The sequence below is a fragment of the Bradyrhizobium sp. CB82 genome, assembly GCF_029714405.1.
GTDB lineage: Bacteria > Pseudomonadota > Alphaproteobacteria > Rhizobiales > Xanthobacteraceae > Bradyrhizobium.
Window position 1 is genome coordinate 6,311,617 of sequence record NZ_CP121650.1, and the last position, 25,253, is coordinate 6,336,869.

Genomic DNA, 25,253 nt, shown 5'->3' on the forward strand with positions numbered 1-25,253 from the left:
CGGATCATGCTTTAGGACAGGGAATGCCAAGCACACGCCGACAATTTTTGGGCTTCACGGTCGCCGCCGGGACGATCCCCATCGCCGCGATCCGCCCGCTCGAGGCGACGCCCGCGATGCTCGGCATGGCGATCCGCAATGTCGTCGGCGAAGCACAACTGCGCACCGGCAAGGTCAGGCTCGACATTCCGCCGCTGGTCGAGAACGGCAACACCGTGCCGATGATCGTCAGCGTCGCGGCCCGATGACGGTAACTGATTACGTCAAGAGCATCCACGTCTTCAATGAAAAGAATCCGCAGCCGAATATCGGCAATTTTCATCTCGGCCCATGGGCCGGGCGTGCGCAGGTCTCGACCCGCATCCGGCTCGCGGACAGCCAGAAGGTTGTCGCGATCGCGCGGCTATCAAACGATTCCTTCTGGCAAGTCGCAGCCGATGTCGTCGTGACGCTCGCCGCCTGCACCGAGGAGGTGAACTGATGGCTTCCGCCCTGATCAACGTTCCAGCACGAGCGAAGCGCGGCGATGTCATCGAGATCCGGACGCTGACCTCGCACATCATGGAGACCGGATTTCGCCGCGCGGCGGCCGGCGACCCGCGAGACCATGAAGGGCGTCGCCGCGCGCTATCCCGCCTTCGACAAGACGCAGGCCCGCCCGGTCACGCTCGACCAGCGCATCAATCTGTGCCGCGCCAACCATCAGCAGGCAACAGCGCTGCCTTACGAAAGCCGCGACCTGCTCGCGCTCGAAGCCTTCGTCGCGCGCCAGTCGCGCGGGGCCGCGATCACGGCCGCCGACGATCCGCAGCTCAAACCGTTCGTCGAGCAGGGCCGCGCGCTCTTCATGCGGCGGCAGGGGCAGTTCAACCTCGCATGCACTAATTGCCATGACGACAACTACGACAAGCATCTGGCGGGCGCCCCGGTGACGCAGGGACAACCGACCGGCTATCCGCTCTATCGCCTGGAATGGCAGACGCTGGGATCGCTGGAGCGCCGGCTGCGGAGCTGCATGAGCGGGGTGCGAGCCCAGGCCTATGACTACGGCGCGCCCGAGCTGGTCGCGCTCGAGCTCTATCTGATGGCGCGGGCGCGCCGCATGCCCATGGAAAGCCCCGCCGTGCGGCCTTGATCCGCAGAGGAATATTAGGACTAGGCAGGCGCGGCGCGGACGCTAGTATCCCCTCCCAAGAAACGAGTCACAGGGAGGTTAAAGTGGCTGACCATCGTATCTCGCGCCGCACGCTTTTGCAGGGGACCGCCGCGGCTGGCGCGCTCAGCCTGACCGGATTTCCGGCGCACGCCGAGGTCAATTGGAAGAAATATGCCGGGACCAAGCTGGAGGTGATCCTCGCCAAGGGTCCGCGCGGCGACAACCTGCAAAAGAACATCAAGGAGTTCACCGACCTCACCGGCATCCAGGTCGAATCCGAGCAGATTCCCGAGCAGCAGCAGCGCCAGAAGTGCGTCATCGAACTCACCTCGGGGCGGCCGAGCTTCGACGTCGTGCATCTCAGCTATCACGTGCAGAAGCGGCAGTTCGAGAAAGCCGGTTGGCTCGCCGATATCACGCCCTTCATGAAGGATCCGACGCTGACCGCGCCCGATCTCATCGAGAGCGATTTTTCGGCCGCCGGCCTGCAATACGGCAAGAACGACAAGGGCCAGATGCTGTCGCTGCCCTGGTCGGTCGACTATTTCATCCTCTACTACAACAAGGAGCTGTTCCAGAAGAAGGGCGTCGCGGTGCCCAAGACGCTGGACGAGATGGTCGTCGCCGCCGAGAAACTCACCGATGCCAAGGAAGGCACTTATGGCTTTGTCGGGCGCGGCCTGCGCAACGCCAACATGACGTTGTGGACCAACTTCTTCCTCGACTATGGCGGTGAATTCCTCGATGCCAAGGGCAACATCCTGACTGACGGTCCCGAGGCCATCGCAGCGACGAAGCTCTACCAGACGCTGCTGACCAAGGTTGCCCCGCCCGGCGTCGCCGGCTTCAACTGGATGGAGTCGATGGCCTCGTTCACGCAAGGACGTTCGGCGATGTGGATCGACGGCGTCGGCTGGGCGCCGCCGCTGGAGGATCCGGCCGCCTCGCGCGTGGTCGGCAAGGTCGGCTACACCGTCGTGCCTGCCGGGCCGAAGGGACAATATTCGGCCACCTATGGCGACGGCCTCGGCATTGCCGCCGCGAGCAAGAACAAGGAAGCGGCCTATCTGCTCTGCCAGTGGGCAGTGTCCAAGACGCAAGGCGCGCGGCTGTTGCAGGCCGGCGGCGGCGTGCCGTTCCGCAACTCGATCCTGAACGATCCCGAGGTCCAGAAGGGCGTCAAGATGCCGCCGGAGTGGCTGCAATCGGTGATCGATTCCGCCAAGATCAGCAAGCTCGGCCTGCCCGTCGTGATCCCGGTCGCCGAATTCCGCGATCTCGTCGGCGCCGCGCTCACCGCAACCCTTTCCGGCGCCGATCCCGCGACCGAGCTGAAGAAAGCCCACGAACAGTACCGGCCGATCCTGGAGCGTAGCGAAAAAGCGTGAGTGCGTTGACACAAGCAACTCCGGCCGCGGCAGAATCTGATGCCGCGCCGGAGAAGGAATTGCGGCCACCGTCCTACTGGCCGTTCGTTGTGCCGGCGCTGGTCGTCGTGCTCGCGATCATCATCTTCCCGTGGCTGTTCACGATCTGGATGAGCCTGAACGAATGGAAAGTCGGCTCGCCGACCACGTTCGTCGGGCCTTCCAATTATCTGCGGCTGACGAGCGATCCGCGCTTCCTCGAGTCGGTGGGCCACACCATAGTCTACACCGTGCTGTCGGTGGTGCTGCCGCTGATCCTCGGCACGCTCGCAGCCGTGGTGTTTCACCAGAAATTCCCCGGTCGCGGCTTCCTGCGCGGCGTCTTCATCATGCCGATGATGGCAACACCCGTGGCGATCGCGCTGGTCTGGACCATGATGTTCCATCCGCAGCTCGGCGTGCTGAATTATCTGTTGTCGCTGGTCGGCCTGCCGGCGCAGCTCTGGGTGTTTCATCCCGCAACCGTCATTCCCTCGCTGGTGCTGGTCGAGACCTGGCAGTGGACGCCCCTCGTCATGCTGATCGTGCTCGGCGGCCTCGCAGCGATCCCGACCGAACCTTACGAAAGCGCGCAGATCGACGGCGCCAATCTCTGGCAGGTGTTCCGCTTCATCACGCTACCGCTGATCATGCCGTTCCTGTTCATCGCCGGCATGATCCGGATGATCGACGCGGTGAAAAGTTTCGACATCATCTTCGCGATCACGCAGGGCGGACCGGGCTCGGCGTCGGAGACGATCAACATCTATCTCTACAGCGTCGCCTTCACCTACTACGACCTCGGCTACGGTTCCGCGATCGCTGTGGTGTTCTTCCTTCTCATCGTCGCGCTCGCTGCCCTGATGCTTTACATGCGCCAGCGCATGCTGTGGACCGAAATCGCGAGGGGCGCATGACCCCGCGTCAGATCCTCGGCCAAATCGGCCTCTGGCTTTCGGTGTTCGTCATCGTGTCGCCGGCGATCCTGTTCTTCCTCTGGATGGCCTCGCTGTCGCTCAAATTCGAGGTCGACAACGCCGCCTACCCGCCAGTGTTCATCCCCGAGCATATCGCCTGGAAGAACTATGCCGACGTGCTCGCCTCCAACCGCTTCCTGACCTATTTCTTCAACAGCCTGATCGTGACCGGCAGCGCAACCGCGCTGGCGCTGATCGTCGGCGTTCCCGCCGGCTACGGGATCGCACGGATGGCCGCGCACAAATCCGCGATCGTGATCCTGATCGCCCGCATCACGCCCGGCCTGTCCTACCTGATCCCGTTGTTCCTGCTGTTCCAGTGGCTTGGACTGCTCGGCACGCTGGTGCCGCAGGTCATCATCCACCTCGTGGTGACGGTCCCGATCGTGATCTGGATCATGATTGGCTATTTCGAGACTACGCCGATGGAATTGGAAGAGGCCGCGCTGATCGACGGCGCGACGCGCTGGCAGGTGTTCAGCCACGTCGCTCTTCCAATCGCCCGGCCCGGCATCGCGGTCGCCTTCATCCTGGCGGTGATCTTCTCCTGGAACAATTTCGTCTTCGGCATCGTGCTGGCCGGACGCGAGACGCGCACCCTGCCCGTCGCCGTCTACAACATGATCTCGTTCGATCAGTTGAGCTGGGGTCCGCTCGCGGCCGCCGCGCTGATCGTCACCTTCCCCGTGCTGCTGCTGACGGTGCTCGCCCAGCGGCAGATCGTCGCCGGGCTCACTGCGGGGGCCGTCAAGGGCGGGTAGCTGCGGCGCCTAGAGGTGCCCGCGCGTCGACATTCGCTTTAGTCGCTGCAAACCGGTGCGCTTGTATCACAGCGGCGGCAACGAAAGTTGCCGAGAAAATGGCGCAGGAGCATCGCAAGACAGCCGAGATGGCGCCTTAACATAATCACCGAGTCAGCTGGCCCTGGCCAAAAGGAAACGGCCGGGACATCCCCCGGCCGTTCCGTCAGGATTAAGGTGGACGCCTACTCCGCCGGCGCGGCGTGCATCTCCGGGTGCGCAGCATAGTGCTCGCTGGTGCCGAGGCGGCCGAGCGCGAACAGGCCGGCGGCCATCACCGCATAGGAGAGCGCCCCTGCCGGCGTGACGCCGAAGCCGCCGCCGACGCCAACAGCTTCGCCATGCATGAAGCCGAAATAGGTGAGGAGCGCACCGACCAGCGCGAAGGCCGAGGCTCTCTCAAAGTCGCGCTCGATGATGAAGACACCGATCGCGCCCAGGATCAGGCCGGCGAGGATCGAGCCGCCGCCCATCACTTCGAGGCCGTGATAGAACACGCCCTGCTGCGGCAGTGCGGCGATCGCGGCAGCCTTGACCGCGTTGGCCTTGTCGGCGGCCAACCCGCCCACGCTCTGCGCCGCCATCATGGTCGAGCCCAGCATGGTATCGATCTGGAGCTTGGCCCAGGCCGCAAGATGCGGCGTCAGCGCCAGCACGATCGCCGGCGCATGTTTGACTGGCGTGGTCTGGAACGCCTGCGCGCCGATCAGCATGCCGATATAGAGCAGGATCGGCGAGATCGCGACCACAGGCACCAGCGCCAGCAGCACCGAGATGATGCCGAACCAGGACAGCACAACCACCATGACACCGGTCGCAGCCGAATAGCCGATGCGGCCGCCCATCGCCTTCCAGCCGGGATGACCGATATAGACGGCGTTGATAAAGGGATTGCCCATCAGGCAGCCGATCAGGCTGACGACGCCGTCGGCGGTGAGCACGCGCGTAGTCGGATATTCGTCGCCGGCGGCTTCCGCGCTCTCGACATTGTCCATGGCCTCGACGAGGTCATAGATGCCGAAGGGGATCGCAGTGACGAGGATGACGCCGAGGAATTCGAAGCCTGAGAACACGTAGCCCACGGCGGGCAGAGGCAATGAGAAGCCGAAATTGGCGAAGGCATCGCCGACGCCCTTCAGGCTCAATCCGCCGAGGCCAAGACCGAACAGGTTCGAGCCCCAGGCGATGACCATGCCGACCGCGATCGCGACGAGGCCTGCCGGGATACCCTTCGGATATTTCACGCCGCCGAACCAGCTCACCAGGATGATCGCGAAGCAGACCAGGCCGATCTGCGGCGTCATGTACATTTCGAGCGCCGGCCGCATCGAGATGAAAGTGATGGAGACGCCCGCGAGCGTGCCGAGCAGCGCCGCGCGCGGCGTGATCCTGCGGATGAACGGCGCGACGAAGCCGCCGATCATGAGGATGAAACTCTGGAAGAACACCCAGACCAGGCCGGCCGACCAGCCCTTCAGAGGATCACCGGTTTTGATCGTGATCGGCAGCATGATCACGAAGGTGACGATGAACATGTGCGGCACGCTGACGCCCGAAGGCAGCGCGCAGACATCGCTGCGACCGGTCTTCAGCGCCAGCCGGTACGCAAGGAAGGCATAATAGAAGGTCGACAGGCACATCATCAGCCCGAGCGCGGGCAGGATGCGGCCGAACACGAGACTGTCCGGCATCTTCAGCACGAAGCGCAAGAGGCCCGTGAGCACCAGCATGTTGACGAGGATGTTGGTGCCGAAGCCGAAAAACGCGTTCCAGTCGCCCGATGTCCACAGTGCCGGCTTGAACTCGGACTTGGCGATCTCAGATTTGCCGGCCGTCCCCGTCATGATGCTCATGGTGATCCCCTAAATGGTCGAACTCTTCAACGCCTCCAGCACTGCGGCCGAGCTTGCGACCCAGCCGAAGATTCCGCCCTGGGCCTTGATCATCTTCAGGCCCATCTCGTGAAACTCGGGGAAGTAGGACGCGCAGCCGTCCGAGATGACGACGCAGCGATAGCCGCGGTCGTTGGCTTCGCGCACGGTGGTGTTGACGCAGACTTCCGTCGTGACGCCACACACCAGGAGATTCTCGATGCCGTATTTCTCCAGGACGTCGCTGAGCTCGGTGGCGTAGAACGCGCCCTTGCCGGGCTTATCGATCACGACCTCACTATCGAGCGGATAGAGCTCGGAGATGATGTCGTGGCCGGCCTCGCCGCGGATCAGGATGCGCCCCATCGGCCCGGGATCGCCGATGCGCAGGGATGGCGCACCGCGCTCGACCTTCGCAGGCGGCGCGTCGGACAGATCGGGCAGATGGCCTTCGCGCGTATGGATGACCAGCATGCCGGTATCGCGCGCCGCGGCCAATACGGCGCCGATCGGCTCGACCGCGCGTGCCAGCTGGGAGACGTCGTTGCCAAGCGTCTCGCCGAAGCCGCCGGGCTCCATGAAGTCGCGCTGCATGTCGATGATGAGAAGCGCAGTGGTCGACCAGTCGAGCTTGATCGGCTCGGGCTCGGCATCGATGACGCCAAGTGTCGGCTTCGCTGAGTTCAACATGCACGCCCCTCGCGAGAACTCCTGTCAGGAGAGTTCTGCAAGCGTCGTGCCATTGTGTACAATAGCGGTGGTCCGAGGCGTGCGTCGGATTTCGTTGCGCTTTCAGCGCGTTATGCTGGGAACCCTCGTCTGCTCATTCCCTGTGCGACGGCTTCGCGACGGGCATCTGCTCAAAGGATGAGCGCAGAATGAAGCTCTCTCCGCACGTCATTCCCGGGCGTGACGAAGTCGCGAGCCCGGAATCCATCGGGCCGCAGCGCAACGGCGAAATGGATTCCGGGCTCGACGCTTCGCGTCGCCCCGGAATGATAAGCGGAGGCCCCTACCGTGCGCTCCCATACAGCTTGCGATACTCCGCCTCATACGGCGCGTACGAGTCCTTGATCGTCGCCATGTTGAGCAGCATGGTCGCGACCACCGTGCCCGCCTTGTCGAACACGCGTGTCTTCACCCAGGCGCTTTCGGTGCGGCGGCTGCCGGAGAGCGCGACCACCTCGCGCTCGACTTCGTACTCCTCGTCGACGAAGAGCGGACCCTTGATCAGGCGTATCTCCTGGTCGGCGAACAAGCCGACGGCCGGTCCCCGAGTCGGAAGCGGATCGTCCTTGGCACGGTACTGGAAGAGCACGCTGAGCATCTCCATCGGGATGATCGCCCTGCCCCAAGGGTTCTCTGGGCTCGAATAGTACGGCGAATTCTCAGTGATGACGGCGAGCTTCTGCCGCAGCGAGAACGGATAGAGGTCGCCCATGTTCTGGTCGAGGCCCATGCGCACGGCCTGACGCTTGCTGCTCTGCGCCACCTTCACGTCGCGCAGGATGACGGGATCGACGAGCGGCTTGAGCTCGATGAGACGCGTCTCGAGCGCGGTCGCAACCTGCGGATCACCCACTGAGGCCGAGCCACGCAACACTTCGGTGCCGTCGCGCTTGACCATCTGGATCTGACAGTGGCTCGTGCCGGCCAGAGGCTTCGACAAGCTCCCCTGCACCTCCTCGCCCTCGAAGCAGGCGTTGCGATAATGCGCGGAGAGGCATCCCGTTTCGAACCAGGCCCGTCCCCACAGCCGCGCACCCAGCGGCGCAAACTGGCTGAAATGCGTCGGGCCTTCGATGGTGCCGCCCTTGAAGCCGAGCTTTTGCGCGGTCGCATCGTCGTGGATCGAGGCATGCGCATCATAGACCTGCGCCTGGAGCATCTGGCGTGGCTGGCGCCATGGCCCGATCAGGGCGCTGTCGGTCTCAGTGATCTCGGTGTCGAACGCTTGTGCCGTCATAGTGGCCTCCCTTGCAGCCCTGACTAAAGCGCGATGAGATTGAGATGAATCGTCGTCGCGCTTTAGGTTATTGTTCGAGCATGATCTCCACGTAAACGCATTCCGCATTTGTCGCGAGGGAAAACCGTTTCACACTTTTCCGGATCATGCTCTAGCGGGAGTAATACGGATCCGGCCAGCGATATCGACTTCGCCGGTGCATGTGACGGCGGAGCAGATGGTCAGGCCGACGCCGCGGCGGCGCTCGTGCTGACCGTCGCACCCTCAGCCAGATGCCGCCCGGCAATATACCCGAACGTCAGCGCCGGCCCCAGCGTGATGCCGGGCCCGGGATGGTTGCCGTTCATGATCGAGCCCATATCGTTGCCGCAGGCATAGAGGCCCGCGATCGGCGCGCCGTCCTCGCGCAGCACGCGGGCATGGGCGTCGACCTTCATGCCGATGGCGGTGCCGAGATCGGCGGGATAGATGCGCATTGCGAAGAACGGCGCGCGCTCGATCGGCGCCACGCAGGGGTTGGGCTTGCGGTTGATATCGCCGAGATGGCGCTGATAGATGGTGCTGCCGCGGCCGAATTCGGGATCACGGCCCTCGGGCGCGTGGGCGTTGTAGTCGGCGATGGTCGCGGCGAGTGAGGACGGCGCGATGCTCATCCGCTCAGCGAGACGCGCGATGCTTTCGGCTTCGATCAGCTCGCCGCTCCTGACGTAGCGGCGGTAACTCCAGGTGAAGGGCTTGATGCGGCCGAGGCCGTAGGTCCACAGGAAGTTGCGGTCGCAGATCAGGTAGAAGGGCCGGTCGGGCTCGCCATTGCCGTCGCGCAACATCGCGAGCACGAACTCGTGGTACGACTGCGCCTCGTTGACGAAACGCCGGCCGGCCGCGTTGACGGCGATCACGCCCGGCTTGGCGCGGTCCGTCACCATGTGCGGGAACACGCCGCGGCTGCCGTCCGCGCGGCGGAATAGCGAGGCCGGCACCCAATAGGCCGGGCTCGTGGCCTCCAAGTTCAGCGTGGCACCGCCTGCGGTCGCAAGCCGAAGCCCGTCGCCGGTGGCGGCGGGAGTGGTCGCCGAGATATATCCCGCGGCAGTGGGAAAGAAGCGCTTGCGCAAGGGCGCATCATGCGAGAAGCCGCCGGTTGCAAGCACCACGCCGCGGCGCGCCGAGATCGTGCGGTCGCGCGAGCCATGGCGGATGGTCACGCCGTTGACACGGCCACCCGCAACGACGAGGTCTTGGACATCTGCGCTGAAGAGCATCTCGACCTGCCTCGCCCTGAGCGAGGCGTAGAGCCGCGCCGCGAGCGCGTTGCCAAGATGCAACGTGGTGCCGCGCGGAGAGCGCAGCCGTTCGAGCGCATATTGTGAGATCAGCCGCAGCGACCACAGCGTCGAGCGGAACGACTTTCCGAGCTTGCGCAGATGCGGGATGTCGAGCCTGTTGACCATCATGCCGCCGAACAGCATGAACTCGGGCAACGGCGGCCGCAGCCGGGCGAAACTGGCACCCAATCTTGTGCCATCGAACGCCACCGGCTCCAGCACGCGCCCGCCGGCGGTCGCGCCCAGCCGCTCCGGATAGTGGTCGGGATAGGCTTTCACCGGCTGGAGGCGAACTTCAGTGTTGGCCTCGAGATAGGCAATCGCCTCCGGCCCGCGAGCGAGGAACGCAGCGCGCAAGCCAGCATTGCCGGGTTCGGGCACTGTGCTCGCAAGATATTGCACGGCATGCGTGACGCTGTCCGAGAGCCCCGCCTCTCTCATCTGGGCATTGGCTGGAATCCAGACCATGCCGCCGGACCAGGCCGTGGTGCCGCCGACGAACGCGGTCTTCTCGATCACCAGCACACGCAGACCTTCGGCGGCAGCGACGGCTGCCGCCGTCATGCCGCCGGCGCCGGCGCCAATCACGATGACGTCGTAGGTCTCATGCGCCGGCATCATGCGGCGGAATGCCCCGGGCAAAGCATGACGCAGTCATACTCGCCCGGTTGGCCCCAGGCTAGCGGGCCGGCTTGCGCTCGACGGGATCGATGTCGATCGCCCGCAGGCGCCCGAGCCGCAGCACGTCCATGGCGAGCCGCCGGCCGATGCGGTCGCGGTCGAGCACGCGGATCAGGTCGTCGACGCCGTTGATCTCGACGGCGTCGAGCCTGATCACGACATCGCCGGGGAGCAGCCCGGCCTTCGCCGCCGGCCCGTCCGGCTCGATCTGGGCGAGCAACGCACCCATCTTGTTCTCGACGCCCGCGAGCACCGCCTGGCGCCGCGGGATCGGCGCGGTCTGGCCAGCGACGCCGATATAGGCGCGGCGGACATAGCCGTGGCGGATAATCTCCGACAGCACGAATTGCGCGGTGTTGCTCGCAACTGCGAAACAGATGCCCTGCGCACCGCTGATGATGGCGGTGTTGATGCCGATCACCTCGGAATTCGACGACACCAGCGGCCCGCCGGAATTGCCGGGATTGAGCGCCGCGTCGGTCTGGATCACGTCCTCGATGGTCCGCCCGCTAACGGAGCGGATCGAGCGTCCGAGCGCCGAGACCACGCCGGCTGTCACGGTGGACTCGAATCCTAAGGGATTGCCGATCGCGATCACGAGTTGGCCGCGCCGCAGACTTTTCGAATTGCCGAGCGAGGCGTAGCGGAGGTCGCGGACACCGTTGGCGCGGAGCAGCGCCAGATCCGTGTCGGGATCGACGCCAAGGACACGCGCGTCGCCGACATTCCCCTCGATGTCACGTAGGCGGATCTCCCTGGATGAGCCGACCACGTGGCTGTTGGTCAGCACCAGGCCATCCGGCGAGATCACGATGCCGGAGCCGAGCCCGCCGCGCTCGCGGCCGTTCGGCACCTTTGGTCCGGTCTCGACGCGGACCACGGCCGGCCCGACGCGGTCCGTCACGCCGATCACGGCGTTCGAATAGGCGTCTAACAGCTGCTGATCGTCGACGGGAGTGGATTGAATCGGTTGCGATGATAAGCCGGCATCGCTGAGATCTGAGGTAAAATCTAACATGGCAAATATCCTTCGCGCGTCAGATGGTTACCTCGGACATATAATGCAAGCCGGCCGCTCTTCACGAACTGCTTAACTGACCTGACGCATCGTGCGAGCTCGGGCCTTGACCGGGTCGAGCAGCGACCAATCGCCGTCTTCCAGCACGTGCCCTTTGGGGAAAGGCGCGCGCGGCTCGAGCCCGAGCGAGAGCAGCACGCGGTCGTCGCGGTAGTAGCATTGCAGCACGACGCGGACGAGGGTCGCGGCCGGCGCGCCGCCCTCGCTGCGGAATCTCTGGATGACACGGTCGCGCGCAGCCGGATCGAGCTCCGCAAGCGGCATGCCGGCGAGCCGGGCGAGATGATCGAGCGCCGCGGCAACGAGCTTGGCATCGCGGCCGAGCGTCGTGAGGATGTCGGCCTGGATAATGTCGTCATCGGCACCCGGCACCCGATACTCGGCGCTCGCCGGGATGATCATCGCCGCAACGGTGCGCAGGTCATGGCGCTGCCGCGGCGTGAGGGTGATCTGATCAGGCATGGCTTCCTCTAATCTAAAGTGTAACCGCAATGGCGGTGCGCTCCCTCTCCCGCTTGCGGGAGAGGGTTGGGGTGAGGGTGCTTCCGCAATCGATAGCCCCCGCGTGGAGGGAGCTCCCACCCGCCGCGCTTTTCGAGCGCGTCGACCTCCCCCGCAAGCGGGAGAGGTACAGCGAATTCGTGGCCTGGTCTGATCATCATCAATCGAACAAATTGGCGAGGCGCTGCTTCATCTGGTCGGCGACGTAGAGCGCGATGGCCTGGATGGTCGAGGTCGGGTTCACGCCGCCCGAGGTGACGAAGACGCTGCCGTCGACGATGAAGAGGTTCTTGACGTCGTGCGAGCGGCCCCATTCGTTGACGACGGAACGCTCAGGATCGGCGCCCATCCGCGCGGTACCGAGCAGGTGCCAGCCACCCCAGGGGATCGGGCTGTTGACGCAGATGTCGGTCGCGCCAGCGGTCTCGAGGATCTCGCGGCCGCGGGCCAGCGCATGCTCCATCATCTTCCGGCTGTTCTCGCTGATCGTGTAGTCGATCCTCGGCGCGGGAATGCCGTGGCTGTCCTTCAGGACCGGATCGAGCGTGACGCGATTGTGCTCCTCCGGGAGATCCTCGCAGATCGCGGAGACGCCCAGCCGATGACCGTTGAGCTTGCGGAAGACGCGGTGGTGATCCGCCCCCCACGGCAAAATGCCCTTCTGCTCGCTCACGACGGCCTCGAACACCGGGCCCGCGCCGCGCACGAACTGGATGCCATAGCCGCGGACGAAGCCGCGCGACAGGTCGGTGTCGTAGAATTCCTTGCTCCAAAGGCAGGTCGGCGGTGCGCGGTTTGAGTCAGTCGGCTCGGCGACATAGCCGTAGATCTGCGCATAGGGGTGGAACATCAGGTTCTTGCCGACCAGGCCGGACGAATTGGCAAGGCCGTTCGGGAAGCGCCCCGACGCAGAGTTCAACAGCAGCCGCGGCGTGCCGACGCCGTTGCAGGCGATGATCACGACATGTGCGGGCTGCAACTGCTCGACGCCGTCCTTGTCGTAATAAACGACGCCCGAGGCCATGCCGTTCTCGTCGGTCATGATCTCGCGCACCCGGCAGCGGGTGCGCAGCTCGACGCCGGCGCGGATCGCGAGTGGCCAATAGGTGATGTCGGTGGAAGCTTTGGCGCCTTGCGCGCAGGCCGGCGTGCAATGGCCGAGATTGATGCAGCGCGCCCTGCCCTCGTAGTCCATCGTCGCAACCGTGGTGTCCGACGGCCACCAGTGCCAGCCGAGCGTGTTCATGGCCTTGGCGACGAGGGGACCGGAGAGCCCGAGCGGCTGCGGTGGCATCGGCGGATGGGTCAGCGGCGACAGCGGATCGCCCGAAAGACCCGAGGTCCCCATGATCCGGTCGTTCTCCTCGAAGAACGGCGCCAGCGTATCGTAATCGATCGGCCAGTCATCGGCGACGCCGTCGAGCGTCTTGACGCGGAAATCCGACGGATGAAGCCGCGGCCAATGCGCGGTGTACATCACCGTCGAGCCGCCGACCGCGTTGAAATTGACGACCTTGATCGGCGAGTTGTCGTCGTTGATCGGATAGTCCTCGGGCCGGCCGCGGATGTTCGGACTGGTCGACCATTCGCCGTAGAACCTGGCTTCCCAGTCCCTCCCGGTGCTCGGATAGTCCGCCGGCTTCATCCAATCGCCCTGCTCGAGACAGAGGATGTGCATCTTGGTCTCGGCGAGCGACCAGGCGACCGCAGCTCCAGAGGCGCCGGCGCCGATGATCAGGACGTCCACTGGATCGTTCATGCCAAGGTCATCCTCCCGCCCTCGCCGCTCCCGGGCGATTCAGCTTGCATGCAGCGTCAAACGATAGGGTCAGAGCTGCCGGCGAGTAAAGCCGCGAGAGACGAATGTCAGGCTTCGCTGGGCGCAGACCATTGGTGTTGCAATGTCGAGATGCTAGAGAACCCTCACGAAAGAGCAAATCGATAGCGAGAACGTATGTCCTTCCAAAATTCCATTGCCACCGCCGGCGCTGCCGCGCTTGCCTTGCTTCTCGCTATCCTCGTCTGCGTCGCCGATGCCGAGCCTGGCTTCGCCGTGACGGCCAGCGCAACGGCGCGGGATGGCAACTCCATCCAGCTCGGCGACGCGACCTACCGGCTGGACGGCGTCGACGCGCCGGAGCTGGACCAGGTCTGCATCGACGACCACGCCGATCCCTGGACCTGCGGGCTGGAGGCGCGCGATCAGCTCGCAAAGCTGATCAACGGCCGCAACGTGCGCTGCGACGATGTCGGGCCGGAGAAGAGCTTCGGCAAGCGGCACCGCGCCATCTGCACGGCCGATGGCGACAAGGCGAGCCTGAACGAGCAGCTCGTCCGCCTCGGCTTTGCCGTCGCGCGCGAGCCGATCAAGGCGAATGTCAGGCCCGCCGCCGCCGAGGCCAAGACGAATTCGGCCGGTATCTGGAAGGGCTGCTTTGTTGCACCGCAGGAATTCCGCACCGGCAAGAAGGACGGCACGCTGCTCGGCGCCGCCTGCCGCCCCGACCGCGACAAGGAGATCCGCAGCGTGCTGTTTCCGGACGAGCCGGCCATGCCGCCGAATTGCAGCATCAAGGGCAAGCTCGCCGTGCGCGCGCGCGTCACCGGCAACATCGGCATCTATCAATTGCGGGGCTGCCCGAGCTATCCGGCGACGACGAAGCCGGATCGCTGGTTCTGCTCCGAGGACGACGCGTTGGCCGCAGGCTTCCGCAAGGCGTATAACTGCCGCCGGCCGAAGTGATCTGAGAGAGCGACTCCTTCTTCGCCTCTCCCCGCCTCCGGGCAAGGCCGGATCGCATCTAGGCAGCCCTGCCTCACTGCATCCGCATGATCTGGTCCATCGCCGGCATGTTCTCGTTCAGGTGCGACATGATCCAGACCGAGCCGCCGACCACCAGGAAGACGATCAGGAGCCCGAAGGCCAGCGCCAGCACGTTGTTGGTGTTGTCGGGGCCGGTGGTGATGTGCAGGAAGAACACGAGATGCACGCCCATCTGGGCTATCGCGAGCACGATGATGGCGATGGGGATCGAGGGCTGCCAGACCAGGTTGGTGCCGGCGATGAAGAACGACGTCGCCGTGAGCAGGAGGGCAAGGACCAGGCCGACGACATAGCCGATGATCCGGGTGCCGACGCTGTGCTGCTCTTCCTCGCCGGGGGCGAGGTCGTGCTCATGGACGCCATGCTGTGACAGATCGCTCATGGCGCGCCTCCAAGCAGATAGACGACGGAAAAGACCGCGACCCAGATGATGTCGAGCGCGTGCCAGAACAGCGCAAAGCACATCATGCGGCGCAGGATGTCGGCACGAAAGCCCTTGGCGAAGACCTGGGCTATCATGGTGAGAAGCCACAGCACGCCTGCGGTGACGTGCAGGCCGTGGCAGCCGACGAGCGAGAAGAACGCCGTCAGGAACGCGCTGCGCGAGGGTCCATAGCCACGGGAAACCAGGTCGGCAAATTCGCGGAATTCGATGGTCAGGAATGCCAGCCCGAGTACGCAGGTCACCGCCATGCCGAGGTAGAACCAGAACCGGTTGCGCACGTCGGCCGCAATGCTTGCCATGCCGCACGTGAAGCTCGACAGCAGCAGGCAGACCGTCTCGATCGCCACGTTTCGCTGCTCGAAGATCTCCGAACCCTTCGGACCGTCGGCGGTCTGGCCGACCAGCACGGCATAGGCCGCGAAGAAGCAGGAGAACATCACGATGTCGGAGAGCAGGAAGACCCAGAACCCGTAGGCGGTCACGATCCGTTTCGGCGCCGGTCCAAGATGCTCGACGGCGCGGCCGAGATGGTGGGGATCGGCCTGCGCGTGGCCATAGGTCGCGGTCAAGGCCATCAGACAGCCCCCGCCATGCTGACGAGATTGCGCCGCTCTTCAAGATTTGAGCGATCGATCGCTGCAACCTCGACCGCCGGAATGATGTATTCGTCATGGTCGCGCCAGGCGAACACGACGAAGGTCGCAAACGCCCCGAGGCCGCCCAAAATCACCATCCACCAGATGTGCCAGATCAGCGCAAAGCCCATGAAGGACGCGAAGAAGGCGCAGACGAATCCGGTCGGCGAATTCCGGGGCATCTCGATATCCTGGTATTCAACTTCCTCGTGCTCGAATTGCTGCTGCTTGGCATGGAGCTTCTGCGCCCAATAGGCGTCCTCGCCGCGCACGTCGGGATAGAAGGCGAAGTTGAACACCGGCGGTGGCGAGGAGGTCGCCCATTCGAGCGACCGGCCGTCCCAGGGATCGCCGGTACGGTCGCGCAGCTGCTCGCGGTTGCGGATGCTGACGACGAGCTGCATGACCTGACAGATGACGCCGATCGTCAGCACGGCCATGCCGATCGCCGCCCAGAACATCCAGGGACGCCAGGCCGCGACGTCGTAATGCTGCAAGCGCCGCGTCATGCCGAGCATGCCCGCGATATAGAGCGGCATGAAGGTGATGTAGAAGCCGGTGAAGGTGAACCAGAACGCCGCCTTGCCCCAGCGCTCGTCGAGACGGAAGCCGAACGCTTTCGGGAACCAGTATTCGAAGCCGGCGAACACGCCGAACAGCACGCCGCCGATGATGACGTTGTGGAAATGCGCAACGAGGAACATGCTGTTGTGCAGCATGAAGTCGGCCGGCGGCACCGCGACGAGGACGCCGGTCAGGCCGCCGATGATGAAGGTCACCATGAAGCCGACCGACCACAGCATCGGCGTCGCAAAGCGGATGCGGCCGCCATACATCGTGAACAGCCAGTTGTAGATCTTCACCCCCGTCGGCACCGCGATGATCATGCTGGCAATGCCGAAGATGGCGTTCACGTCGGGGCCTGCGCCCATCGTGAAGAAGTGGTGCAGCCACACCATGAAGGAGATGACGCAGATCGCCATGGTGGCGAGCACCATGGAGCGATAGCCGAACAGCGGTTTTCCGGAGAACGTCGACACCACCTCCGAGAAGATGCCGAAGGCCGGTAGCACGAGGATGTAGACCTCGGGATGGCCCCACGCCCAGATCAGGTTCATGAACATCATCATATTGCCGCCGGCCTCGTTGGTGAAGAAATGGAAGCCGAGATAGCGGTCGAGCAGCAGCATCGCGAGCGTTGCGGTGAGGATCGGGAACGCCGCGACGATCAGGAGGTTCGAGGCGAGCGTCGTCCAGCAGAACATCGGCATGTGCAGGTAGCTCATGCCCCTGGTGCGCAGCTTCAACACCGTGGTGACGAGATTGATGCCGGCCACCAGCGTCCCCACGCCCGAGATCTGGAGCGACCAGGCGTAATAGTCGACACCGACGCCGGGCGAGTAGGTGAGCTCCGACAGCGGCGGAAAGGCGAGCCAGCCGGTGCGCGCGAACTCGCCGATGACGAGCGAGAGGTTGACCAGCAGCGCGCCGGTCGCCGTCAGCCAGAAGCCCACCGAGTTCAGCGTCGGAAAGGCGACGTCGCGCACGCCGAGTTGCAATGGCACGACCAGGTTCATCATCCCGATCACGAACGGCATCGCCACGAAGAAGATCATGATGGTGCCATGGGCCGAGAAGATCTGGTTGTAGTGCTCCGGTGGAAGATAGCCTTGCGACTGGTAGGAGACCGCCTGCTGGATCCGCATCATGATGGCGTCGCTGCCGCCGCGCAGCAGCATGACCGAGGCGAGCAGCATGTACATGACGCCGATCCGCTTGTGATCGACGCTGGTGATCCATTCGTGCCAGAGATAGGGCAGATGCCCCTTCACTACCACCCAGGCCAGCACCGCAAATATCCCGACCAGCACCACGCCGCCGGCGACGAGCGGGATCGGCTGGTCGAACGGGATCGCGGACCAATCAAGCTTACCGAGCATCGTGCTCTCCACTGTGCTCCCGCCCGGCGTCCGAGGTCAGCTGCGGGCCCGGCCCCGGCGGAATGTGCTGGGTCGCGATCATGTCGAACAGGCGGGGATCCTCGAGCCGATAGGTCGGCCTGCCCCGCTCGACGGATTGCTGCATCAGCTTCTTGTAGCTGTCCTCGTTCAGCACCTGGTCGGTCTTCGCCGTGCTCGCTACCCAGTCCGGGAAGGCGAGCGACGAGATCACGTTGACGTCGAACATCATCTCGGGAAAGCCGTCGCCGGAGAAATGCGCTGAAAGGCCCTGGAGCTTGCCTTCATTGTCAGCGCGCAGATTGAGCCGCGTTACCATGCCGTTCATGGTGTAGATCATGCTGCCGAGCTGCGGGATGAAGAACACGTTCATCACGCTCGACGACGTCAGCTGGAAATTCAGTTCGGCGCCCGCCGGCACCGTCAACGAATTGACGGTCGCAATGCGCTGGTCGGGATAGATGAAGAGCCATTTCCAGTCGAGCGACACTGCCTGGATGCGCACCGGGCTGCCGGTGCCCGGCACCGGCGTCCTCGGATCGAGCTGGTGCGAGCCGATCCAGGCGACGCCGCCGAGCAGGATGACGGTGAGCGCCGGGATCGCCCACACCACCATTTCGACGCGGCCGGAATAGACGAAGTCGGGCTGGTACTGCGCCCGCGGATTGGAGGCGCGAAACCACCAGGCGAAGCCGAGGATGGCGACGATCGTCGGCACCACGATCGTCAACATGATGAAAACGGAATCGACGAGAATCGTACTGTTGGCGACAGCAACAGGCCCTTGCGGATCGAGCAGATTCATCGGCAAGCCACTGGCGGTTGGGGAGCCCCGGGAGAGCCTAACGCGGACAAGTTCCGCCAACAAACGAAAATCGTGCGACGTCGGTTCCCGCAGGACGGCAAAGTCATCGCCGTGCCCGCACAATCTTCTGAGGGCGATCAAGCCATGCAAGTCTTGTAGAGGAATGCTCCTTCGGCGCCATAGTATGGCCGACGAACACTCTTCTCTCCCGGAGTCACCATTGCTATCGTGATGAAAACGCAAGGAGAAAGCGTATGCGCTTGAAAGACAAGGTCGCCATCGTGGTGGGTGCCGGGCAAAGCCCCGGCGAAGGCATGGGCAATGGCCGCGCCACCGCACTGACCTTTGCGCGCGAGGGTGCCAGGGTCGTCTGCGTCGATCACAATCTCGAATCGGCACAGGAGACCGTCGCGATGATCGCGGCGAAACAAGGCACCGCTAACGCCTTCAAGGCCGACGTGACCAGGATTGCCGACATCAAGGCGATGGTGGCGGACGCGCAGACGCGCTGGGGACGCATCGACATCCTGCACAACAATGTCGGCGTCAGTCTCGGCGGCGGCGATGCCGAGCTCCTGAAGCTGACCGAAGAGGCGTTCGACCGCGTGGTGGCTATCAATCTGAAAAGCTGCATCCTGGCGGCAAAGGAGGTGATCCCGATCATGCGGGCGCAGAGAAGCGGCGCGATCATCAACATCTCCTCGATGGCCGCAATCACGACCTATCCCTACGTCGCCTACAAGGCGACCAAGTCGGCGATGATCGCCTTCACCGAGCAGCTCGCCTATGAGAACGCCGAATATGGCATCCGCGCCAACGTCATCCTGCCCGGCCTGATGAACACGCCGATGGCGGTCGACACCCGCGCCCGCGAATGGCACAAGACCCGCGCCGAGGTCGAAGCCGAGCGCGACAGCAAGGTGCCGCTGCGCCGGAAGATGGGCACCGCATGGGACGTCGCGAACGCGGCGCTATTCCTCGCCTCGGACGAAGCGAACTTCATCACGGGTGTGACACTGCCGGTGGACGGCGGGGCGAGCGTGATCAGGGGGTGAGCTGAAGCGAGCACGATGCCCTTTCCTTCTCCCCCTTGTGAGGCAGGGCTATAGCATTTGAGCCAGAACCTGGTGGGTGATTTCGTTGCGGCCCATCCTTCGAGACGCCCGCCTTCGGCAGGCTCCTCAGGATGAGGTCTTGTTTCGTGGCGAAAACCCTAGACCCTCATGGTGAGGATGCGCCGCTTGCGGCGCGTCTCGAACCATGAGGCCGGGTACGAGACATGGCCATATGCGATAGCCCTGCCTTGTGAGGGGAGAGGGTGCGGCGTCCGCGTTGCGCGAAGGTCAATGCGTCACGCGCCAGATGGTGCCGTTGCCGTCTTCCGAAATCAGCAGCGCGCCGTCCTTCGCCACCACGACGCCGACGGGACGGCCCCACACCTCGCTGTCGTTGACGACGAAGCCGGTGACGAAATCTTCGTACTCGCCGGTCGGCCTGCCGTCCTTCATCCTGATGCGGATAACCTTGTAGCCCGTGCGCTTGGATCTGTTCCAGGAGCCGTGCTCGGCGGCGAAGGCGTCGCCTTGATAGTCGGCCGGGAAATTGCTGCCCTGGTAGAACGTCATGCCGAGCGACGCGGAGTGCGACTGGAGCAGCACGTCGGGAATCGTGATTTTGTCCTTCAGGTCCGGCCGCGCGCCGGCGTGGCGCGGGTCTTCGTTGGCGCCGATATAGAACCACGGCCAGCCATAGAACGCTCCTTCCCGCACGCTCGTGACGTAGTCCGGCACAAGATCGTCGCCAAGGCCGTCGCGCTCGTTGGTCGAGCACCAGGGCGTGGCGCTCTGCGGCTCGATGGCAAGGCCGACGCAGTTGCGGATGCCGGTGGCGTAGAGCTTTCTGTTCTTGCCGTCCGCATCGAAGGCGAGCACGGCTGCACGCCCCGCCTCATAGCCCCAGGGTGCGCCGAGCGGCTGCGCGCGTGACCACGCCTCGATGCCGCCGGGCGGATTGCCCATGCCCTCGCCGTCATTGCCGGCCGAACCGACCGAGACGAACATGCGCTTGTTGTCCGGGCTGAAGACGATATCGCGGGTGGAATGGCCGGTGCCATGCGCAAGGTTCGCGACAACCGTCTCTGGCTTGCCCGATGCCTTGAGGTCACCGCTGCGATAGGCGAAGCGGACGACGTTGTCCGTGTTGGCGACATAGACCCATTGCGGATTGTCACCGTTCGGGAAGAAGGCGATGCCGAACGGTCGGTTCAACCCGCTGGCAAAGATATCATTCGCCACGATCGTCGCGCCGTCTGCGCGCAGCACGCGGATGCGACCTGCCCGCGTTTCCGCAACGAAGATGTCGCCGTTCGGCGCGACGCGCAGGATGCGTGGACCTGAAAGGCCTTCGGCGAGCAGTTCGACCTTGAATCCCTCCGGCACCCGCGGCATCGCGCCGGATGGCCGTGCGACGACATGCGAAGCGTTGGCAACCGACGGCGAGGCGCCGGGCCGCGGCAAATCCTGTGGCCGGATCAGCCTCACCGTCCCCGGCTTGTCCGCTTGCCAGCTTCCGAAGGCGTCCTTGCCTTGCAGCACGGGTTCTGCCGACGCGGTCGTGCCGATGACGGCCACGAACAGTACGGACGTCAATGCGGGCTTGGCCGGGCGTCCAAGATGCTTCGTCACGTGTTCCTCCGCGGCCTTTGAGTGCCGAATCGCACATCAGCTCATGCCCGCAGGATGTGCAATGCGAAGTGCCGTCCTGCTGGAAAATCCCGTCGATCGGTGCGACACATTGTAGAGGCGTGGCTGCCGGTTGCGGTCATCAAAGCTGCGGCATCGACGTCGCGACGGACGGGGTAAGCATGTGGGGATCCATCATCTCGGAATGGGCGAGCCTGCTCCTGCGCTGGCTGCATGTCGTGGCGGCGATCGCATGGATCGGCAGCTCCTTCTATTTCATCCATCTCGATCTCAGCCTGAAGCCGAATCGCGAACTGCCTGACGGCGTGCAGGGCGAAGCCTGGCAGGTGCACGGCGGCGGCTTCTACCGCATCATGAAATATCTGGTGGCACCAAACCAGATGCCGGAGGAGCTCACCTGGTTCAAGTGGGAGGCCTACACCACCTGGCTCTCCGGCTTCGCGCTGATGGTGGTGGTCTATTATCTCGACGCCGACCTGTTCCTGGTCGACAGGTCGATCCTCGACCTCACCCCGATCCAGGCGGGCCTGTTCAGCTTCTGCAGCCTTGCTCTGGCATGGCTGCTGTACGAGATCGCCTGCCGCACCGGCCTTGCCCGGCGCGAACTCGGCTTTGCGATCGGCGGCTATCTGTTCCTGGTCGCGCTGACCTATGCCTTCACGCATGTGCTGAGCGGCCGGGGCGCGTTCAACCAGATCGGCGCGATCATCGGCACCATCATGGTCGCCAACGTCTTCGCGGTGATCATCCCGAACCAGAAGAAGATCGTGGCTAGCCTGATCGCGGGGGTATCGCCCGATCCCAAGCTCGGCAAGACCAGCAAGGAGCGCTCGGTCCACAACAACTATCTGACGCTGCCCGTCGTCGTGCTGATGATCAGCAACCACTATCCCCTGCTCTACGCGACGCGCTTCAACTGGATCATCGTTGCGATCGTGCTGGCGCTGGGGCCGGTGATCCGGCACTTCTTCAACGAGCGTCATGCGGGGCGGAAATCGCCATGGTGGGTGTGGGGCGTCGCCGCATTCGGCGTGATCGCAATCGGCTTCCTCTCCGCCGCCGGCCCGCGCGAGTTGAAGACCGGCGCGCTTGCCGCGCAGCCGACGCTCGCCAATGTCGAGGAGATCGTGATGTCCCGTTGCAGCATGTGCCATGCCGCAGAGCCCGTGTGGGCCGACATCGTCACTGCGCCAAAGGGCATCCTGCTCGACGCACCCGAACACATCCAGCGCAACATCAGGTTGATCGGACGCGTCGCTGCATGGTCGAGCGCGATGCCGCCGGGCAACATCACCGGGATGACCGGCGAGGAACGCGCGGTGCTGGCCGCCTATATCACGCAGACCGATCGCTGACGCCAATCGAAGCGACGCGTCCATGCGACGTTTTGCGGAAGGATATTCCGCAATTGCAGACCATTTCAAAATGACTTGAGCGCCCGTCCGGCGTAGATAGGAAACCATGCGGCCACTGGTCGGCCTGTAAGTCAGTTTGGAGACGTCGGATGGATTTGACCCGCCTCGAAATCAACCGCCGTACGGCGCTCCTGACCTCGGCGGCAATCGCCGCCAACGTCATCAGCCCGATGCGGGCGTTTGCGCAGGAGGCCCCGAAGAAGGGCGGCGTGTTCAACGTCCATTACAATGCCGAGCAGCGCCAGCTCAATCCGAGCATCCAGGCGTCCACCGGAGTCTACATCATCAGCGGCAAGATCCAGGAGAGCCTCATCGATCTCGATGCCGACGGCAAGCCGGTCGGCGTGCTCGCCGAGAGCTGGGAATCCTCGCCCGATGGCAAGACCATCACGTTCAAGCTGCGCAAGGGCATCACTTGGCATGATGGCAAGCCGTTCACATCCGAAGACGTCGCGTTCACCGCGATGAACATGTGGAAGAAGATTTTGAACTACGGCTCGACGCTGCAGCTCTTCCTCACCGCCGTCGATACGCCGGATCCACAGACGGCCGTATTCCGCTACGAGCGGCCGATGCCACTGAACCTCTTGCTCCGCGCGCTGCCCGATCTCGGCTATATCTCCGCCAAGCATCTCTATGAGAGCGGCGACATCAGGCAGAACCCGACCAATCTCGCGCCGGTCGGCACGGGCCCGTTCAAGTTCGTCAAATATGAGCGCGGCCAATACATCATCGCCGACCGCAACCCCGACTATTGGCGGCCCAATGCGCCCTATCTCGACCGCATCGTCTGGAAGGTGATCACCGATCGTTCAGCTGCTGCAGCCCAGCTCGAGGCCGGTGAACTGCAACACTCGCCGTTCTCAAGCCTGACGATTTCCGACATGGCGCGATTGGGGAAGGACAAGCGCTTCGTCGTCACCACCAAGGGCAACGAAGGCAACGCGCGCACCAACACCATCGAGTTCAACTTCCGCCGCAAGGAATTGTCCGATATCCGTGTGCGCCGCGCGATCGCGCATGCGATCGACGTGCCTTTCTTCATCGACAACTTCCTGGGCGATTTTGCCAAGCTCGGCACCGGTCCGATTCCGTCGACGTCGACGGACTTCTATCCCGGCACAGGCACGCCACAGTATCCGTTCGACAAGGCCAAGGCGGCCTCGCTTCTTGATGAGGCCGGTTATAAGGCCGGTGCCGGCGGCGCGCGCTTCTCGCTGAAACTCCTGCCCGCACCCTGGGGCGAGGACATCTCGCTTTGGTCGACCTTCATCCAGCAGTCGCTGAAGGATGTCGGCATCACCGTCGACATCGTGCGCAATGACGGCGGCGGCTTCCTCAAGCAGGTCTATGACGAGCATGCCTTCGATCTCGCCACCGGCTGGCATCAATATCGTAACGACCCCGCCGTCTCGACCACGGTGTGGTACCGCTCCGGCCAGCCCAAGGGCGCGCCGTGGACCAACCAGTGGGGCTGGGAGGACAAACAGGTCGACCAGACCATCGACGATGCCCTGACCGAGCTCGATCCCGCCAAGCGCAAGGCGCTCTATGCCGAGTTCGTCAAGGAGGTGAACACGGAGCTGCCGGTGTGGATGCCGATCGAGCAGATCTTCGTCACCGTGATCACGGCCAAGGCCCGCAACCACTCCAACACCCCGCGCTGGGGCTCGTCGAGCTGGCACGATCTTTGGCTTTCCGCGTGATCCGTTTTTCGTCAAGATGATGCCATGCGCATCATAGGCCTTGCGGGGCGGCGGCTCGCCGCCTCGATCCCGACCCTGTTCCTGATCCTGATCGGCGTCTTCCTGCTGCTACAGCTCGCGCCGGGAGACACCGTTGACGCGCTGATGGCCCAGATGGGCGGCGGCGACGCTGCGACCGCGCGCGAGCTGCGCAAGTTCTACGGGCTCGACCTGTCGATCCCGGCGCAGCTTGCCAACTATCTCTGGCATCTGGTGCGGCTCGATCTCGGCTTCTCGTCGATCTACGGCAAGCCGGTCGCAACCGTGATCATGGAACGGCTGCCGCCGACCATCCTCTTGATGACGGCCTCGCTGTCCTTCGCGTTCTTCTTTGGCCTCGTATCCGGCGTGATTGCCTCGCACGCCGTCAACAAGTGGCCGGATACGCTGATCTCGACCCTCGGCCTGGTCTTCTACGCGACGCCCTCGTTCTGGTTCGGCCTGATGGCCATCGTCGTATTCTCGATCTATCTGCAATGGCTGCCGGCCGGCGGTTTCGAGGATATCGGCGAGGTGCGGACCGGCATCTTCCGCGTCATGGATATCGCGCGCCACCTCATTCTGCCGACGCTGACCCTCGGGCTGATCTTCCTCGCGATCTACCTGCGCATCATGCGCGCCTCGATGCTCGAGGTCTTGAACCTCGACTATGTCCGCACCGCGCGGGCCAAAGGCCTCGACGAGACCCGCGTCGTCATGGGGCACGTGCTGCGCAACGCGCTGCTGCCGATGGTGACGCTGATCGGCCTGCAAGCCGGCACCATGCTCGGCGGCTCGGTGGTCGTGGAAAGCGTGTTCTCGCTGCCGGGCCTTGGGCGGCTCGCCTATGAATCCGTGATCCAGCGCGATCTCAACACGCTGCTCGGCATCGTCTTCGTCTCGGCGCTCTTGGTCATCGTCGTCAACTTCGTCGTTGACCTCCTCTACGCGCGGCTCGATCCGCGCATTTCGGCGGAGGGCTGA

20 protein-coding genes and 3 pseudogenes are annotated in these 25,253 nt (G+C 64.1%); 11 read left to right on the plus strand and 12 right to left on the minus strand.

The features are described from left to right. The first annotated feature begins 23 nt into the window (after positions 1 to 23). From QA640_RS30650 to QA640_RS30675, 6 genes and pseudogenes are all read left to right on the plus strand, one after another. A pseudogene (locus QA640_RS30650) lies at positions 24 to 481 on the plus strand (SoxY-related AACIE arm protein). Continuing rightward, positions 481 to 579, plus strand: a pseudogene (locus QA640_RS30655) (thiosulfate oxidation carrier complex protein SoxZ); the annotation flags it as partial. The pseudogenes QA640_RS30650 and QA640_RS30655, both read left to right, overlap by 1 nt. A 25-nt stretch (positions 580 to 604) precedes the next feature. Next, positions 605 to 1,135, plus strand: a pseudogene (gene soxA / locus QA640_RS30660) (sulfur oxidation c-type cytochrome SoxA); the annotation flags it as partial. 83 nt (positions 1,136 to 1,218) lie between these two features. After that, a complete protein-coding gene (locus tag QA640_RS30665; RefSeq protein WP_283036582.1) occupies positions 1,219 to 2,544 on the plus strand; it encodes a sugar ABC transporter substrate-binding protein in 1,326 nt (441 codons plus the stop codon). Beyond that, a complete protein-coding gene (locus QA640_RS30670) occupies positions 2,541 to 3,479 on the plus strand; it encodes a sugar ABC transporter permease (RefSeq protein WP_283036583.1) in 939 nt (312 codons plus the stop codon). The genes QA640_RS30665 and QA640_RS30670 overlap by 4 nt, the downstream gene beginning before the upstream one ends. Further along, the gene (locus QA640_RS30675; RefSeq protein WP_283036584.1) at positions 3,476 to 4,300 is read left to right on the plus strand and encodes a carbohydrate ABC transporter permease; all 825 of its coding nucleotides are present in this window, start codon (positions 3,476 to 3,478) and stop codon (positions 4,298 to 4,300) included. The genes QA640_RS30670 and QA640_RS30675 overlap by 4 nt, the downstream gene beginning before the upstream one ends. Before the next feature lie 224 nt (positions 4,301 to 4,524). On the opposite strand, the gene QA640_RS30680 is transcribed toward QA640_RS30675, so the two are convergent. From QA640_RS30680 to QA640_RS30710, 7 genes are all read right to left on the minus strand, one after another. Next, positions 4,525 to 6,183, minus strand: a complete 1,659-nt coding sequence (locus QA640_RS30680) for a regulator (protein WP_283042936.1) — start codon at positions 6,181 to 6,183, stop codon at positions 4,525 to 4,527. Between the two features lie 18 nt (positions 6,184 to 6,201). After that, entirely contained in the window at positions 6,202 to 6,900 is a 699-nt protein-coding gene (locus QA640_RS30685; protein ID WP_283036585.1) for an isochorismatase family cysteine hydrolase, read from the minus strand. Positions 6,901 to 7,222: 322 nt separating this feature from the next. Continuing rightward, complete coding sequence (locus QA640_RS30690; protein WP_283036587.1) at positions 7,223 to 8,176, minus strand: hypothetical protein; 954 nt, start codon at positions 8,174 to 8,176, stop codon at positions 7,223 to 7,225. A gap of 221 nt (positions 8,177 to 8,397) precedes the next feature. Continuing rightward, complete coding sequence (locus tag QA640_RS30695; protein WP_283036588.1) at positions 8,398 to 10,122, minus strand: FAD-dependent oxidoreductase; 1,725 nt, start codon at positions 10,120 to 10,122, stop codon at positions 8,398 to 8,400. A 58-nt stretch (positions 10,123 to 10,180) separates the two neighbouring features. After that, a complete protein-coding gene (locus QA640_RS30700; RefSeq protein WP_283036589.1) occupies positions 10,181 to 11,200 on the minus strand; it encodes a trypsin-like peptidase domain-containing protein in 1,020 nt (339 codons plus the stop codon). Between the two features lie 72 nt (positions 11,201 to 11,272). After that, the gene (locus QA640_RS30705) at positions 11,273 to 11,722 is read right to left on the minus strand and encodes a hypothetical protein (RefSeq protein WP_283036590.1); all 450 of its coding nucleotides are present in this window, start codon (positions 11,720 to 11,722) and stop codon (positions 11,273 to 11,275) included. A 199-nt stretch (positions 11,723 to 11,921) separates the two neighbouring features. After that, entirely contained in the window at positions 11,922 to 13,520 is a 1,599-nt protein-coding gene (locus QA640_RS30710; protein ID WP_283036591.1) for a GMC family oxidoreductase, read from the minus strand. Positions 13,521 to 13,715: 195 nt separating this feature from the next. Here QA640_RS30710 and QA640_RS30715 point away from each other — a divergent pair, with 195 nt between their 5' ends. Next, positions 13,716 to 14,504 carry a thermonuclease family protein gene (locus QA640_RS30715; RefSeq protein ID WP_283036592.1) on the plus strand — a complete coding sequence of 263 codons (789 nt, stop codon included), beginning with the start codon at positions 13,716 to 13,718 and terminating at the stop codon, positions 14,502 to 14,504. 73 nt (positions 14,505 to 14,577) lie between these two features. On the opposite strand, the gene cyoD is transcribed toward QA640_RS30715, so the two are convergent. The 4 genes from cyoD to QA640_RS30735 are packed head-to-tail and all read right to left on the minus strand — an operon-like array spanning position 14,578 to position 18,428. Then, a complete protein-coding gene (gene cyoD, locus QA640_RS30720; protein ID WP_283036593.1) occupies positions 14,578 to 14,967 on the minus strand; it encodes a cytochrome o ubiquinol oxidase subunit IV in 390 nt (129 codons plus the stop codon). Beyond that, positions 14,964 to 15,605 carry a cytochrome (ubi)quinol oxidase subunit III gene (locus QA640_RS30725; protein ID WP_283036594.1) on the minus strand — a complete coding sequence of 214 codons (642 nt, stop codon included), beginning with the start codon at positions 15,603 to 15,605 and terminating at the stop codon, positions 14,964 to 14,966. The genes cyoD and QA640_RS30725 overlap by 4 nt, the downstream gene beginning before the upstream one ends. Next, positions 15,605 to 17,605, minus strand: a complete 2,001-nt coding sequence (cyoB, locus tag QA640_RS30730) for a cytochrome o ubiquinol oxidase subunit I (RefSeq protein WP_283036595.1) — start codon at positions 17,603 to 17,605, stop codon at positions 15,605 to 15,607. The genes QA640_RS30725 and cyoB overlap by 1 nt, the downstream gene beginning before the upstream one ends. Beyond that, on the minus strand, positions 17,595 to 18,428 hold the full coding sequence (locus QA640_RS30735) for a cytochrome ubiquinol oxidase subunit II (RefSeq protein WP_283036596.1): 834 nt from the start codon (positions 18,426 to 18,428) through the stop codon (positions 17,595 to 17,597). Before QA640_RS30735 ends, cyoB begins: the two co-directional genes overlap by 11 nt. Before the next feature lie 254 nt (positions 18,429 to 18,682). Here QA640_RS30735 and QA640_RS30740 point away from each other — a divergent pair, with 254 nt between their 5' ends. Continuing rightward, a complete protein-coding gene (locus QA640_RS30740; protein WP_283036597.1) occupies positions 18,683 to 19,483 on the plus strand; it encodes an SDR family NAD(P)-dependent oxidoreductase in 801 nt (266 codons plus the stop codon). A gap of 288 nt (positions 19,484 to 19,771) precedes the next feature. Here the strand turns inward: QA640_RS30740 and QA640_RS30745 are convergent, their stop codons facing one another. Next, the gene (locus tag QA640_RS30745; RefSeq protein WP_283042937.1) at positions 19,772 to 21,076 is read right to left on the minus strand and encodes a sorbosone dehydrogenase family protein; all 1,305 of its coding nucleotides are present in this window, start codon (positions 21,074 to 21,076) and stop codon (positions 19,772 to 19,774) included. 215 nt (positions 21,077 to 21,291) lie between these two features. On the opposite strand from QA640_RS30745, the gene QA640_RS30750 reads away from it, so the two are divergent. The 3 genes from QA640_RS30750 (at position 21,292) to QA640_RS30760 (ending at position 25,253) form a co-directional block, all read left to right on the plus strand. Further along, a complete protein-coding gene (locus tag QA640_RS30750; protein ID WP_283036598.1) occupies positions 21,292 to 22,485 on the plus strand; it encodes a urate hydroxylase PuuD in 1,194 nt (397 codons plus the stop codon). A gap of 149 nt (positions 22,486 to 22,634) precedes the next feature. Next, positions 22,635 to 24,251 carry an ABC transporter substrate-binding protein gene (locus QA640_RS30755; RefSeq protein WP_283036599.1) on the plus strand — a complete coding sequence of 539 codons (1,617 nt, stop codon included), beginning with the start codon at positions 22,635 to 22,637 and terminating at the stop codon, positions 24,249 to 24,251. A 24-nt stretch (positions 24,252 to 24,275) separates the two neighbouring features. Further along, positions 24,276 to 25,253, plus strand: coding sequence for an ABC transporter permease (locus QA640_RS30760; protein WP_283036600.1), 978 nt, complete (start codon positions 24,276 to 24,278; stop codon positions 25,251 to 25,253).

Excerpts from the sequence above, each read along its gene's own strand:
- QA640_RS30695 (WP_283036588.1), bottom strand. The coding sequence starts at position 10,122 with ATGATGCCGGCGCATGAGACCTACGACGTCATCGTGATTGGCGCCGGC.
- QA640_RS30750 (WP_283036598.1), top strand. The coding sequence starts at position 21,292 with ATGTGGGGATCCATCATCTCGGAATGGGCGAGCCTGCTCCTGCGCTGG.
- QA640_RS30735 (WP_283036596.1), bottom strand. The coding sequence starts at position 18,428 with ATGAATCTGCTCGATCCGCAAGGGCCTGTTGCTGTCGCCAACAGTACG.
- QA640_RS30675 (WP_283036584.1), top strand. The coding sequence starts at position 3,476 with ATGACCCCGCGTCAGATCCTCGGCCAAATCGGCCTCTGGCTTTCGGTG.
- QA640_RS30690 (WP_283036587.1), bottom strand. The coding sequence starts at position 8,176 with ATGACGGCACAAGCGTTCGACACCGAGATCACTGAGACCGACAGCGCC.
- cyoB (WP_283036595.1), bottom strand. The coding sequence starts at position 17,605 with ATGCTCGGTAAGCTTGATTGGTCCGCGATCCCGTTCGACCAGCCGATC.
- QA640_RS30700 (WP_283036589.1), bottom strand. The coding sequence starts at position 11,200 with ATGTTAGATTTTACCTCAGATCTCAGCGATGCCGGCTTATCATCGCAA.
- QA640_RS30710 (WP_283036591.1), bottom strand. The coding sequence starts at position 13,520 with ATGAACGATCCAGTGGACGTCCTGATCATCGGCGCCGGCGCCTCTGGA.
- QA640_RS30705 (WP_283036590.1), bottom strand. The coding sequence starts at position 11,722 with ATGCCTGATCAGATCACCCTCACGCCGCGGCAGCGCCATGACCTGCGC.
- QA640_RS30740 (WP_283036597.1), top strand. The coding sequence starts at position 18,683 with ATGCGCTTGAAAGACAAGGTCGCCATCGTGGTGGGTGCCGGGCAAAGC.
- QA640_RS30725 (WP_283036594.1), bottom strand. The coding sequence starts at position 15,605 with ATGGCCTTGACCGCGACCTATGGCCACGCGCAGGCCGATCCCCACCAT.
- cyoD (WP_283036593.1), bottom strand. The coding sequence starts at position 14,967 with ATGAGCGATCTGTCACAGCATGGCGTCCATGAGCACGACCTCGCCCCC.
- QA640_RS30755 (WP_283036599.1), top strand. The coding sequence starts at position 22,635 with ATGGATTTGACCCGCCTCGAAATCAACCGCCGTACGGCGCTCCTGACC.
- QA640_RS30715 (WP_283036592.1), top strand. The coding sequence starts at position 13,716 with ATGTCCTTCCAAAATTCCATTGCCACCGCCGGCGCTGCCGCGCTTGCC.
- QA640_RS30760 (WP_283036600.1), top strand. The coding sequence starts at position 24,276 with ATGCGCATCATAGGCCTTGCGGGGCGGCGGCTCGCCGCCTCGATCCCG.
- QA640_RS30685 (WP_283036585.1), bottom strand. The coding sequence starts at position 6,900 with ATGTTGAACTCAGCGAAGCCGACACTTGGCGTCATCGATGCCGAGCCC.
- QA640_RS30680 (WP_283042936.1), bottom strand. The coding sequence starts at position 6,183 with ATGACGGGGACGGCCGGCAAATCTGAGATCGCCAAGTCCGAGTTCAAG.